The 13,811-nt window shown below is 33.0% G+C and carries 11 protein-coding genes; 10 read left to right on the top strand and 1 reads right to left on the bottom strand.

Translation table 11 applies throughout. The features are described 5' to 3' along the window. From AC0KSB_RS06750 to AC0KSB_RS06785, 8 genes are all read left to right on the top strand, one after another. A partial coding sequence (locus tag AC0KSB_RS06750) for a glycosyltransferase family protein (protein WP_472307602.1) occupies positions 1-1,276 on the top strand: 1,276 nt, incomplete at its 5' end. Continuing rightward, positions 1,276-2,706 (top strand): MATE family efflux transporter, encoded by a 1,431-nt coding sequence (locus tag AC0KSB_RS06755; RefSeq protein ID WP_472307604.1) that lies wholly within the window; start codon positions 1,276-1,278, stop codon positions 2,704-2,706. The genes AC0KSB_RS06750 and AC0KSB_RS06755, both read left to right, overlap by 1 nt. 43 nt (positions 2,707-2,749) lie before the next feature. After that, positions 2,750-3,844, top strand: coding sequence for a non-hydrolyzing UDP-N-acetylglucosamine 2-epimerase (gene wecB, locus AC0KSB_RS06760; protein WP_472307606.1), 1,095 nt, complete (start codon positions 2,750-2,752; stop codon positions 3,842-3,844). Positions 3,845-3,856: 12 nt separating this feature from the next. Next, a complete protein-coding gene (locus AC0KSB_RS06765; protein ID WP_472307608.1) occupies positions 3,857-4,867 on the top strand; it encodes an NAD-dependent epimerase in 1,011 nt (336 codons plus the stop codon). Between the two features lie 103 nt (positions 4,868-4,970). Then, a complete protein-coding gene (locus AC0KSB_RS06770; RefSeq protein WP_472307610.1) occupies positions 4,971-5,393 on the top strand; it encodes a DUF3010 family protein in 423 nt (140 codons plus the stop codon). Continuing rightward, positions 5,381-6,454, top strand: coding sequence for a protein kinase domain-containing protein (locus AC0KSB_RS06775; RefSeq protein WP_472307612.1), 1,074 nt, complete (start codon positions 5,381-5,383; stop codon positions 6,452-6,454). The genes AC0KSB_RS06770 and AC0KSB_RS06775 overlap by 13 nt, the downstream gene beginning before the upstream one ends. 161 nt (positions 6,455-6,615) lie before the next feature. After that, complete coding sequence (locus tag AC0KSB_RS06780; protein WP_472307614.1) at positions 6,616-7,338, top strand: hypothetical protein; 723 nt, start codon at positions 6,616-6,618, stop codon at positions 7,336-7,338. A 221-nt stretch (positions 7,339-7,559) separates the two neighbouring features. Then, on the top strand, positions 7,560-8,384 hold the full coding sequence (locus AC0KSB_RS06785) for a toll/interleukin-1 receptor domain-containing protein (RefSeq protein ID WP_472307616.1): 825 nt from the start codon (positions 7,560-7,562) through the stop codon (positions 8,382-8,384). A 584-nt stretch (positions 8,385-8,968) separates the two neighbouring features. Here AC0KSB_RS06785 and AC0KSB_RS06790 read toward each other — a convergent pair. Then, positions 8,969-9,970, bottom strand: a complete 1,002-nt coding sequence (locus AC0KSB_RS06790; RefSeq protein WP_472307618.1) for a LacI family DNA-binding transcriptional regulator — start codon at positions 9,968-9,970, stop codon at positions 8,969-8,971. 481 nt (positions 9,971-10,451) lie between these two features. Between AC0KSB_RS06790 and AC0KSB_RS06795 the strand changes: the two genes are divergently transcribed. Together AC0KSB_RS06795 and AC0KSB_RS06800 are read left to right on the top strand one after the other, a co-directional pair. Then, positions 10,452-12,863 carry a glycyl radical protein gene (locus AC0KSB_RS06795; protein ID WP_472307620.1) on the top strand — a complete coding sequence of 804 codons (2,412 nt, stop codon included), beginning with the start codon at positions 10,452-10,454 and terminating at the stop codon, positions 12,861-12,863. Between the two features lie 2 nt (positions 12,864-12,865). Beyond that, the gene (locus AC0KSB_RS06800) at positions 12,866-13,804 is read left to right on the top strand and encodes a glycyl-radical enzyme activating protein (protein ID WP_472307622.1); all 939 of its coding nucleotides are present in this window, start codon (positions 12,866-12,868) and stop codon (positions 13,802-13,804) included. Positions 13,805-13,811 lie beyond the last annotated feature (7 nt).

Below are 13,811 nucleotides of genomic sequence, written 5' to 3' on the forward strand. Positions count from 1 at the left end.
GATGAGAATACTTATAATTTCATATCATTATCCGCCTGGGAAAAATTCTCAAGCACAACATGTTTATAATTTATCTAATATTTTGGGTATTAATAATACTGTAGAAGTTTTAACTGCTCAACAAAACGAATCATTCTTAGAATCTGTTTTTTCTACGAATGTAACAATTTACAGAACAAATTTAGGCTTGCTTCATAGAAATAAAAGTAAAAATTCCTTAAATTCTAAAACAAAATTTGATAAAAAAAAGCGAATTCAAAAAAATAAAATCGTGTCCAGATTAAAAAAAATCCTTTGGCCTGATTCTGTAATAGACTGGTATCCAATTGCTTATAAATGGTTGAAAACAAAGGAAGATATGTTCGATGTCATAATTTCTGTTGCAACCCCATATACAGATTTTTTTATAGGAAACAGCTTTATTAAAAGCTGCGAAAAAAAAGGTCAAAATCTTAGGCACATACTAATTTATGCTGATCCTTGGCAGGGTGAAGAGTCTGTAAAAAAAAGTAAGCTAAGGAAAATATTTGAATTTAAAATAGAACAAAAATTATTAGAAAAAGCTGACTGGGTTTTTATGGTAACCCAAAATGCCTTAAAAGATTATGTTCAGAGATATCCGTGCATAAAAGAAAAATCTGATTATTACTACCTTGGACATGATGTTGATGAAAACATAATAAATAATGTCAAAAATAAATCAGCAATTTTTAGAATGCGATATTTTGGTTCTATACAGAGTGTTCACAGGGATCCATTTATATTTTTTGACGTATTGGATTCGGAAGAGTATGTAGGTAAAATAGAATTTGATTTATTTCTTCTACCTCACTCCTCGCACAAACAAATTTTGGATAGAGTTAATTCTTCAAAAAACTTAAATGAAATAATTAAATTTTTCCCTTCTGTTTCTTATGAAGAGATGCTAAAAATTTCATCTCAGAATGGTATTAATGTGGTTTTTGGAAACAAGTCAAAAACACAAATACCAGGAAAAGTATTTGATTATATAGGTGTGAAATCAACAATATTATATGTGAAGTCTGCATTTAATGAGGAAATAGAAGATATTTTGAAACGATATAATGCAGCAGTTATTTGTGAGAATGATTTTGATAAAATTAAAAAAGTCTTAGACAGCATTGTTTATAATAGCGTAGAAAAAGAAAAAATGTTGGTTAATAAAGAAGTTTATGACTTGCTAAAGGTAGAAAATAGTTACAAAATTGTTCAAAATAAAATAAGAGATTTTCAACAAGAAAGAAGAGTAAAATAATGATCAACAAAAAAGTCATAGAACTTTTTAAAAACTTTTCATATAGTTTTGTGTCAAATTTGGTTGCATTGTTCTCGTCTATTATAGTGGTATTAATTGCTCCTAAAATATTAGATGTAGAACAGTATGGGTATATGCAATTATATGTATTCTATACATCGTATGTTGCTTTGTTGCATTTTGGCTGGAATGATGGTGTTTATTTAAGATATGGGGGAGCCAAATATAAAAATCTAAACAAACGATTGTTTAATTCCCAGTTTTGGATGTTAGTTATATTTGAAATTATACTTTTTTTAATTTTATCAACATTAGCACGTTTTTTTGTTTCAGATATTGACAAATTATATGTTTTAAGAATGACGTTAATCTGCTCTTTAATTGTTATCCCGCGAGGATTTCTTTTATTTGTTTTGCAAGGAACAAATAAAATAAAAGAGTATGCAACAATAACAATGATAGGGAAAATTACCTATGTGATTTTATTTTTGACAATTTCATTAATAAAATTTTCTTCCTATAAAATAATTATCATGATTGACTTGATAGGCAAATTCATTTCATTGTTGTATGCGATTTTTGCATGTAAAGATATTGTTATTATTCAAATAAACAAATTTTATTTTTCCTTTAAGGAAGCAATTCAAAACATAAGTGTGGGAATAAAGGTATCTATTGCCTATATAACTAGTAGTTTGATAGTTGGATTAGTTAGATTTGGGATTGAAAATCATTGGGATGTTTCAACTTTTGGCAAAGTATCTCTGACTATTAGTATGACTAATTTATTAATGATATTTGTCAATGCTGTTGGCGTAATTCTTTTTCCAACACTAAGGCGAACAAATGTAGATAAATTGCCAGAAATATATAAAGTAATGAGAGATTTGATAACAGTTCCTTTTTTAGGGATTGTGCTGATATACTATCCTATGAATTTTATATTATCAAATTGGCTGCCCCAGTATGCAGAGAGCTTGAAATACATGGGAATTCTTTTCCCAATTGCTCTCTATGAGAGCAAAATGTCGCTATTAATAAATACTTACCTTAAAACGTTAAGACAGGAAAAAACACTATTAAAAATAAATCTTCTGACACTAATCTTAAGCCTGTGCATGACTTCTGTAACTGTTTTTGCTGCATCTAATTTAGATTTAGCGGTTTTATCAATACTAATATTGTTGTCATTTAGATATGTTATGTCAGAAATTATTTTAAGTAAACTTTTAACGTTAAGTTTTAAAAAGTCATTAATATTTGAAGCAATCTTAACTATAGTTTTTGTTATAAGTACGCAATTATTAGAAAAGCATATTGGAATTGTTATTTACCTGTTTATATATATAGTTTACTTGTTTTTCAAAAAACAAGATATTATGTTTGTTCACCAAAAGTTGAAGTTGTTACTTAATTATAGAAAAAGGTAGAATATAAGCTCAAGAAAATATTTTATGAGTAAAGGTGATGACAATGAAAAAAATAATGGTTGTCTTTGGTACTAGACCTGAAGCAATAAAAATGTGTCCGTTAGTTAGGGAGTTGAAAACAAGAAAATTTGTTGATACTTTTGTTTGCGTAACAGGCCAACATAGGGAGATGCTTGACCAGGTATTAAAGGCCTTTGATATTGTCCCAGACTATGATCTTTCTATAATGAAAGAAAGACAAACCTTATTTGATGTAACAATCAATATTTTAGAAAAAATGAAGACGGTTCTGAACAAAGTCAAGCCGGATGTTGTTTTAGTCCATGGAGATACGTCTACTACTTTTGTGACTGCTTTAGCATGTTTTTATTTACAGATACCTATAGGACACGTTGAAGCAGGATTACGAACTTACAATATTTATTCACCTTATCCCGAAGAGTTTAATAGGCAAGCTGTAGGAATAATCTCACAATATAATTTTGCTCCCACTGAGATATCAAAAAAAAATTTACTAAAGGAAGGCAAAAAATCTGAAACCATTTATGTAACAGGAAATACTGCAATAGATGCTTTAAAAATTACTGTATGTGATAAATATTCTCATGAACTTTTAGATTGGGTATCCGATAGTCGTCTTATAATGATCACAGCACATCGTAGAGAGAATCTAGGTGCTCCGATGAAAAACATGTTTTGCGCAATTAAACGGATAATTAATGAACATTCTGATATAAAGGCTATTTATCCCATACATATGAATCCGGCAGTAAGAATTGCGGCCAAAGAGATATTAGGAGGGGTAGATAGGATTAAAATAATCGAGCCCTTAGAAGTGATTGATTTTCATAATTTTCTTGCAAGAGCTTATTTGATTTTAACAGATAGTGGTGGTATTCAAGAGGAAGCACCAAGTTTAGGAAAACCGGTTCTAGTTATGCGTGATACGACTGAAAGACCGGAAGGAATTGCTGCAGGAACGCTTAAACTAGTAGGTACTGATGAAGAGAATATTTATAAAACATTTAAGTTGCTTTTAGATAATAGAAATGAGTATGAAAAGATGAGTAAATCAAGTAATCCGTATGGAGATGGTTTTGCAAGTAAAAGAATAGCAGATATTTTATGTCAAGATTAGGAGTGGCTTAGGATGAAAATACTAATAACAGGTGCAGCCGGCTTCATAGGCTTTCACCTTTCCAAGAAATTACTTGATAATTCCTATCAAATAGTAGGAATTGATAACTTAAACAACTACTATGATACAAGGCTGAAACAGTCCAGGCTTGAAATCCTAGGCAAGTACAACAACTTTAGCTTTCATAAAGTTGACATAAAAGACAAATCTGCAGTAGACAACATCTTCGAAACCTACCAGCCTACTCATGTCATAAATTTAGCGGCTCAAGCAGGAGTTAGACATTCAATTAATAACCCTCATGATTATGTGGATTCTAACTTAACTGGCTTTATGAATATATTGGAGTCCTGCAGAAACTATACAGTCGAACATTTGCTTTATGCATCTTCTAGTTCTGTCTATGGCGGTAATACTGTAGTGCCGTTTTCAACAAACCATAATGTCGATCATCCTGTATCGATTTATGCTGCTACAAAAAAAGCGAATGAATTGATGGCTCATTCATATAGTTATCTTTATAAAATACCTACAACAGGATTGAGATTTTTTACAGTGTACGGACCTTATGGAAGACCGGATATGGCATATTTTTCTTTTACAAAAGACATTTTATCTGGAACCCCTATTAAAGTCTTTAACCATGGGAAAATGGAACGTGATTTTACCTATATTGATGATGTTGTAGAAGGCATAGTCAAGCTGGTTGATAAAATTCCTGCTGCAAATAAAGAGTGGAGCGAGCAAAAGGATGACTTGAGCACAAGTTTTGCACCTTATAAAATCTACAATATAGGGAATAACAAACCTGTACAACTCATGAGATTTATCAATGCCTTGGAATCTGCTCTTGGCAAAAAAGCTGAAAAAATATATATGGATATGCAGGCTGGTGATGTTCTGAAAACTTTTGCCGATGTGTCTGACCTAGAAAAAGATATCAACTTCAGACCAACTACCATAATTGAAGATGGTTTGAAAAAATTTGTAGATTGGTATAAAGATTATTATAATGTGAAATGAAATGTGATATAAATAATTTATTGTAGTTATGTGATTATAATGCTGTGATGAAAAGAAGCGAGTTGTAACAATCCATTTATCTGTGTTACGAAGGGGGTAAATTGTGCCAAGAATATGCGGGGTATCAATTTCTAGTGGGAAAGCTATTTTTGTAGTTTTAGAAGGAAATAAAATAGTAGACACTAAATTCAAAAAAATCAATTTAGAAGATGATACTAGTCAAAATCAAATCCAGTCATTTTATACTGCGGTAGAGGATTTCTTTAAACAGAATGAAATAGATACTGTTTTTGTAAAAAAAGGTAATACAAGCGGAAAATATTCGGCTGGTTCAAAGTCTTTTAAAATTGAAGCACTAATACAATTTGTTCCTACAAAAGTGCATCTTATTGCTTTTCAAACAGTAGCGGCTTTTTTGAAAAAAACCCCAATTTCTGTTGAAATGGAATCTCAAATACTAGAATATCAAAAAGATGCTCTCAAATTAGCTTTTTATGGACTTAAGGAACAGTTATGTCATGTTTGAATAGTTCATTTAGTGAGTATCTAAATTATAAAGTTGAAGATGTCGTTAAGAGTAGTGTTCTGAATTCTAAAGATATAGATTTTGACAGCTACAATGATCAGGGATGTAATGGATACGTCTTTTTCGGAGAACACAAAATTTTTAGGAAGCGTGTAGCAGTTAAATATTACTACTTTGGGGAAAATTCTCATGAAGAAGTAAGGTTGCTAAAAAACATTAAGCATAAAAATATTCTTAATATTTGGGATGCATCTACTGTTAATGAAGGATGGGCTTGTTTTATAACGGATGAAATTTGTCAAGGTACGATAGATGATTATCTGAAACACAATAACTTATCATTAGTGGAATCATTGAAAATTACAAAGGATATTCTTATAGGATTATCAGAATTACATAGACCTGAAAACAAACTATTGCACCGCGATATTAAACCCGCAAATATTTTGTTAGAAAGGAGCTTTACTCCTGTTATTGCTGATTTTGGTTCAATCAAAAGAATTGAGGAAGGCTTAAACTTTGTAAATCCTTCGAAAAATTCTTTTTTGTACAAACCTCCCGAGTCAATAATAGATAATAAATACACGGTGCAATCAGATATTTATCAAGTTGGCATAGTTATGTTCCAGGTTTTTGGAGGCAGTCTCCCATATGACTATTTAAATTATTTGAATAAAAAAAATATTTTAAAATACAATAAATTGGGTTCTAGTTTTGATAAATCCAAATTTATTGATTCTATATTAGAGGAAAAGATATGTAATGGAAAATTAATTGACTTAGCAACATTGCCATATTTTGTAGACCATCGTATTAAAAAAATAATTAGAAAAGCTACGAGTCCTTGTCAAGATAAAAGGTATTCTGATACTTCAGATTTTTTATTGGATTTGCATGAGTTAGGTACAATTCCTGAATGGAGAGAAATTGATAGTGAAAATTTTATATGCAGCTTCAAAGGCGTAGAGTACAGAGTTAGAAAATCTTATAAAGGGTTTGCATTTGAAAAAAAGCAAATAAAGAAACATGGAGAAAAGTTTCCGGCATTGATTATTTCCTAAGTGAAAAACAGTTGTTTTTAGCAGTAGATAAAAAGCTAAAAGGGAAAAAGTAAATAGATGAACCAGTCATAAAAGTGTAAAAAGGATCAATTAAGAATGTGAATAATAGCAAAACAATCCAACATAATAAAGAGCAAATCTGAAACTTTGGAGGTGCAACTATGACTTATAAATATCTGTATGTTCGACGAGCAATATACGAAGAGAATCCCGCAAATAAGCTTAAATCGTATAGGAGTTTATCTGATATGGCACGGCTGTTTAAACTTCCGTTTTGGATTATGTCAGGCGTTTTGCTAATTGCTCTTATCTTTTTCTTAATAATTACAATATTGAATCCTAAAAGCTTTTTAATTTGGATTCCAGTTATTATATTTTTGGTATTAATGGTAAGCCCAATTCCGAGAGAAAAATATTTTTATAACAATTTGGCACGCATGAACGAATTGACAGAAATCATGCAGGATTATAAGCAATATGTCTCTAATATCTGGAAGACATTACGAAATAATGGTATTGATACACCTGAAAAAGTGATAAAACTAAAAGACGAATGTGAAACGATCTTAAAAATGCGTGAAGATAAATTCGCTAAAATAAACAGCAAAATAGTTGATATGCTTATAGGTGTTCCATTGGGGGCCTTAATTGCCAGTATTATTTATGTGGATCGTGACGCTGTTCCAATAACAATTGTAATCATAATTTTTGTTGGGATCACTTTTTTAGGAATTGTAAAGTTAATTAGATTTATAAACTATTACTCTGACGAATATTTTAAAGACGAATATCTATTGGAGGCAATTAATGAATTGAATTATTTTGAAGATCTTATAGCGAGTTCGTCGATAATTCTATGTGCAAAGAACATGGAGCAACTATGAATCGCCAAGGAGTATCCACTAATGGATGAAGAAATATGATTAGATTGGAACCATAGACGCAAGTCACATAAATAATATAAATATAAGCGACAAATAATAAAAAATCTGTCTTACTCTGACAAAAACCATTATACTGAAAAGGGTTCATGTATTAATCAACATTATATAAGTTATTGCTGTCTTTTTTAGTAAAAAATGCGAAAAGAAAGGAACGAATTACTATGTCAATAAGCTCGATAGAAAGTAAAATTCGCTCACTTCAATCAAATGTTGAACAATTATCAAGAGAATTGGAACGAGAAGTTAATAAAGAAGTAGGATACCACAAGAATATTCAAAGAAACCAGAAGTCTGTAAATAAAAATACTACTATAGCCCAAATGAAATCAAAGCAGCGTTCGATAGACTCTGATAATGAAAAAATTCTTAAAAGTAAAGAGAAGCAAACAACAATTAATGTAAAAATCAATAAAAAGAGAATGGAAATATCTAAATTGCAAAGCGAATTGCAGAAAGAACAGACTAAACAGTATAATGTTTCATTAAAAAAACAAAATGATATTATGGAAGAACAACTGCAGTTGATCAATGAGATAAAAGTTTCGCCATCTGCAATAACAAAAGATAATAGTACAGAGAAAAAAGATTATGATTTCTTTATATCGCATGCGTCGGAAGATAAGGAAGCAATTGCAGAACCGTTAGCTAGCTCGCTTATTGAGAAAGGGGCAAAAGTATGGTATGACAAATTTACTCTAAAAGTAGGTGATAGTCTTAGAAAGTCAATTGACGATGGACTTGTAACTTCTAGATACGGAATTGTAATTTTATCAGAAGCATATTTCAAAAAGTTTTGGACTGGAGAAGAATTAAATGGATTATTTGCCAAACAAGACGATGGGGGAAAAGTTATCCTGCCATTGTGGCATAATATTTCAAAAGATGTTGTAAAGAAAAATAGTCCAATGCTTGCTGATATGTTAGCTTTAAAGTCGGCAGATTTCACAGTAGAAGAATTAGCAAAAGAGTTTATCAAATTGTTGTAGCAGTTTTCTCTGTGTTTTTAGGCAGTAGTTCTTGTTGTCCTGATGCGATTATTTTTACATCAGCTGAAGTATTCATCACAAATAAGCTTGATTTATTCCTGCCTGGATTTGTAAATTATCTGTCAATGCGTATTATGTCGAACGCGTACGTAATGAATACTAGAAAAATTATATTAACCAAATTTATTTGTTGTTTTTTTCTAAATCTAAAAAGCACACTAATGATTGAATTGGTATCATATATCTTTTGTATTGATGATTCATGACTAGGTCTTTTCTCCTATAATGTCTTTACAGGGTTAGATATAGAGTAAGTGTTGAAAAAAGATATCTGCCTGACTCTGACAAAAGCAGCAAACCAGTTCCAAATGTTTTATTTTAAGAAAAATTAAGGTTAAGGAGAAAAAGAGTACGACTATATTATGGACACCTATGCGGGTGATGTCGTGCTTTTAGGGAGCCTAAATCAATATGAAAATCAACCTTTACAGGAATCACCATATGAATCTTGCTTCGCATACATACACAGTCTCCTGATATCAAATTAAGTTCAAGATTATGTTCGCATCCTGTTTTCACGAATTTTATGTAATTTTTCTGCAAGAGTCCCCAATAAGCATCTGAACATCGACAACAATGTGATTTGGTGTTTCGCTGGGATTCACAACACAGTCAAAAAGATGGCGAGCAATCAATTCGACGTTCTGCTTGACCGTAGTAAGTTTAGGATAGAAATATTCAGGTGAATACCCATCAAATCCAACCACAGAGAAGTCTTCAGGAACAGATAAGCCAGTTTTTTTTGCGCGACTAATAAAGCCTCGAGCTATAGCGTCATTGGCACAAACAATTGCGGTTGGTTTATTTGATAGCGTGCATATGAAGTCAAAGGCATCAACGCCACAATTAGTTGTCCAGCTTCCAGGAATAAAATTTTCTTCTGGTACAGAAATTCCTTTGCTTTCAAGTGTTTCGATAAATGCGCTTTTTCTTGCTTCGACAGATTTGGCGTATGGATTATCTCCAATGAAGGCAAAATTCCGATGGTTAAGATTATATAGATATTCCACCAGCATTCGGATCCCTTTATGATTGTCAGAAATCACTGAATAGTGATTATCATCGGTGTAGCGGTCGTTGAAAACCATGCGTTGTCTGGGCATATCATCAAGAAGAAGGTTGCTATGATATCCTTCAGTAAAAATAATCCCTTGTGTTCGAATACTTTGGCAGTACTTAAGATACTCCTTTTCTCTTTCAAGACTATTCTCTGTGTTACAAACAAGTAAAGCGTGTTTGTTTTCAAACGCAATACGATTCAAATGACGAATCAACTCGACAAAATATGCGCAATCCAGATCAAGCACAAAAATAGCAATGGACTTATAACCAAGACCATTAAACATGTCGCGTGCCACGATATTGGGGACGTAGCCATATTTTTGAATAATACTGTTAACATTTGCGACTGTATCCGGAGAAACCTTCTCCGGGGAGTTGATGACCCTCGAAACAGTCGCAACAGAAACCTTCGCCATTTTTGCAATATCGCGCATGCTTAAATATTTCTTTTTAATTTCTAACACCTCAAAACCTATAAGTAATTTGGTTATTACATTTTCTTCTTCCTAGTAAGTGTAAGAAGTTATTTATAAAAAACCAGTGATCTGTTGTAACAATGTATTTTAATGATATGTAACATGTTAATTATACGTCAGATAAAAACAATTGCAATACCTGATGATGATAAACCTAAAAAACGGCTGTGTTTGCACAAAAAGTTAATAAAAAACACATAATAACTGTATTTCATATTGTTTAGCGAAAGTGAAATGTCAAAAAAAGACAGTTGTAATGACAGAGTAGGCTCACTGTTACAAACAAAATGTAACAGTTGCATAAAAATAAGTTTCTTTTCTAAAACAAACTTATCGAAGTGTCAATTTGCACAAATATATACATGCATAATAGATTATGTGCAAATATCTGCATAATATTATTGACTATATTTTAGGTTAATGATACACTTTGGCAAAAGTAACTAGTTACATTAGGAGGACGAAAAATATGTCGGATAGAACAGATCGCCTTAGGGATAGATTATTTGAACAGGAACCTAAAATTTGTTCAGAACGTTGCAAAATATTTACTGAGTCAATGAAAAATGATGAGGGTTTACCGATATCAGTCAAACGTTCAAATGCTTTTTTCAATGTTCTTGATCGGATGACAGTATTTATCAATGCTGATGAGTTGATTGTGGGAAATCAAGCAAAGTGGCCGAAGGCATCTCCAATTTATCCAGAGTATTCTAATAAATGGATTGTTGAGGAAATTAACGGGAAGCCATATTACTGGGAGAATCGCCCAGGTGATAAATTTTATGCTGATGAAGATGTTAAGCAGGATATTCTAGGTTGTGTCGAGTACTGGAATGATAAAGATATTTACACTGCTTTGCGTAAGACTTTGCCTAATGAGATCAATCATGCATGGGATGCTGGTGTGATTGATGATACTTGGGTGAGTGGAGCCGGACTTGGCAATACAATTGTTGACTATAGGCTTGTCGTTAATAAAGGGCTTGTAGATGTTATTGATCGAATCAAGAAAAGAACGTCTGAGATTGACCCTAAAGAGCCTGATGGTGTTAAGAAATTGTTTTTCTTGCAAGGAGCTCTAAAAAGTACAGAAGCGGTAGTGAATTTTTCTAATCGTTTTGCAGACAAAGCTTTGGAAGAAATGGAGAACACCAATGATTCTAAACGCAAAAAAGAATTGAAAAAAATCGCTGAGATTTGTCGTAATGTTCCTCTTAATCCTGCAAGATCATTTTATGAAGCGCTACAATCAGTATACATGATATTGCTTTCACTTCATCTTGAAACGAATGGGCACGCTATTTCTCTAGGTAGATTTGACCAGTATTTGTACCCATTCTACAAAAAAGATATTGAGAATAATATTATCACAAAAGACGAAGCTCTTGAACTAATAGAATGCTTCTATATTAAGTGCAACGAACTGAATAAGCTTCGTTCCTGGCCAGATTCAGAATTTTTCTTAGGGTATCAGATGTTTATCAATCTAGCTGTCGGCGGACAGAATCAACAGGGTGAAGATGTAACGAATGATGTATCTTACCTTTGCGTAGCTGCTTGTGAGCATTTGCAACTAGTGACACCTTCGGTTTCTGTAAAATGGTTTGAGAAGACTCCTGACGATTTTTTGCTGCGTGCTTTAGAAGCCACTTCTAAACATCAGGGAGGAATGCCAGCGTTTTACAATGATCTGGCATTTATGAGGACATTGCAAGAGATGGGTGTAGCTGAAGAAGATCTATGTGAATGGGCTCCTGATGGCTGTATTGAAGCTTCAATACCAGGGAAATGGGATTTTGCTGCAAAAGGACCATGGTTAAGTGTCGAAAAAGTTCTCGAAATAACCTTAAATAATGGGTATGACATTAATACACAAACCCAGTTTAAGAAGACAAATAAAAAAATTGATGATTGCACTACGATAGAAGAAATATATGCTGAATACCAGAGTATGCTCAAGTACTTTATGGACATGCAGGTAGTAACTGAACATATAAACGACTACTTTCATGTGTTGATGGATATTAACCCATTCCGTGCAGCTCTGGTTGACGATTGTATCGGAAGATGCCTTGATTTAGTTGAGGGGGGGGCAATCTATTCCGCAGATGGCGGCCCGACAGCTGGTACTATAAGCTCTGGAGATGCTTTGGCCGCACTTGATCATGTGGTATTTAAAGAGAATATTCTTTCACTGCAAGAAGTACTACATGCTTGCAGAACAAATTATGAAGATATAAGTACTTATCCGACTGGTCCGGAAATTAGAGAAATTCTACTTAATAAAGCACCAAAATTTGGAAATGATGATGACCGTGCAGATACATGGGTTATTCGTCTTGAAGAATTTATAGGTAGCCGTTATCGAAACGAGTATCGCAGCTCTAAGTACGGGAAAGGACCTGTTCCGTGTAGCTACTCTTACAGTCAAACACCTGTCTCTGGGAATATTGCTTTCGGCCGGAGCGTTATGGCAACACCAGATGGAAGGAGAAATGGTGACCCTGTTAATAATGGTATTTCACCCGCCAACGGTTCAGAAAAAAAAGGAGCAACTTGTGCTTGTAACTCTATTATAAAATTACCAAGTATCTGGTTCCAGAAAGGTGCCATTTTCAACATGCGTCTAGTAAAGCGGTCTTTAGCTGATTTGGAACACAGAAAACGTGTTGCCTCAATGATCAAAGTGTTGTTTAAAAATTATACGCAGCATATACAGTTTAATGTAGTGGATACTGAAACCTATGAGAAAGCTATGAAAAATCCCGAGAAATATAACGACTTAATGGTTAGAGTATCAGGTTATAGTGCACTATTTACGTCATTGGCACCTGATTGCCAACTAGATGTTATCAATCGTGCAGAACTTGAAGTGTGAAAATGAGTAAGAGTGAATGCAAAAAGGGATCCAATGTTAGTGGTGTGATTTTTAATATCGAAAAATTTGCTACTGAGGATGGCCCCGGTATCAGGACAGTTGTATTTATGAAAGGTTGCCTGTTGCGTTGTATATGGTGTGCCAACCCTGAGTCACAATCGTTCGAGAAACAGATTTTGGTAAATAATAATCTTTGTAGACGTTGCGGGAAATGCAGTGAAATATGTCCGCAAAATAATATTAAGTATTTGGGAAAATATGGGTATATTTCACTTGACGAAGTTTGTGGCGATTGTGAGGTGTGTGTTGATCAGTGTTTCTATGATGCAAGATCAATAGCAGGTGAAATTTACACAGTTGATGATGTGTTTGACGAAATCATAAAGGATGTGAATTACTATCAAGAATCATCTGGCGGTGTAACCTTCTCGGGAGGCGAGCCATTGTTGCAAGATCGATTTCTAGAATGTTTAATCAAAAAACTGAAGGAGCATAAAATACATATTCTGATTGAAACATGTGGCCATGTTAACCTTGAAAAAATCAAGCAAATTGCACCGATTATAGATGAGATATATTTCGATATTAAATTGCTTTGCCCAGATAAACATAAAATCTACACCGGGTACGATAATGGTTTGATTCTTGAGAATTTAAAATGGCTCGATCAGCATTTTGCCGGGGACATAAGTTTAAGGTATCCCTACATCCCTGGATATAATGATGATCCTAAAGAAATTGAGGAGTTTATTTATTGTGCTAATGGCATGCAAAAGTTAAAAGCAATTTGGTTTTTGCCATATCATAGGTTAGGGCTGCCGAAGTATGAAGGTCTTGGCCGAACTTATGATATGGGAAATCTTGCATCATTGAAACTGACAGATCTAAACTTCCTTCATAAGTATCAGGATTTATCAAAGTATACGATAAAAATTGGATAGGAGTAGA

Source organism: Ercella succinigenes (assembly GCF_900002895.1).

What these genes read in the sequence shown, in the direction of transcription:
- AC0KSB_RS06755 (WP_472307604.1), top strand. Translation starts at nt 1,276, where the DNA reads ATGATCAACAAAAAAGTCATAGAACTTTTTAAAAACTTTTCATATAGT.
- wecB (WP_472307606.1), top strand. Translation starts at nt 2,750, where the DNA reads ATGAAAAAAATAATGGTTGTCTTTGGTACTAGACCTGAAGCAATAAAA.
- AC0KSB_RS06765 (WP_472307608.1), top strand. Translation starts at nt 3,857, where the DNA reads ATGAAAATACTAATAACAGGTGCAGCCGGCTTCATAGGCTTTCACCTT.
- AC0KSB_RS06775 (WP_472307612.1), top strand. Translation starts at nt 5,381, where the DNA reads ATGTCATGTTTGAATAGTTCATTTAGTGAGTATCTAAATTATAAAGTT.
- AC0KSB_RS06780 (WP_472307614.1), top strand. Translation starts at nt 6,616, where the DNA reads ATGACTTATAAATATCTGTATGTTCGACGAGCAATATACGAAGAGAAT.
- AC0KSB_RS06785 (WP_472307616.1), top strand. Translation starts at nt 7,560, where the DNA reads ATGTCAATAAGCTCGATAGAAAGTAAAATTCGCTCACTTCAATCAAAT.
- AC0KSB_RS06795 (WP_472307620.1), top strand. Translation starts at nt 10,452, where the DNA reads ATGTCGGATAGAACAGATCGCCTTAGGGATAGATTATTTGAACAGGAA.
- AC0KSB_RS06800 (WP_472307622.1), top strand. Translation starts at nt 12,866, where the DNA reads ATGAGTAAGAGTGAATGCAAAAAGGGATCCAATGTTAGTGGTGTGATT.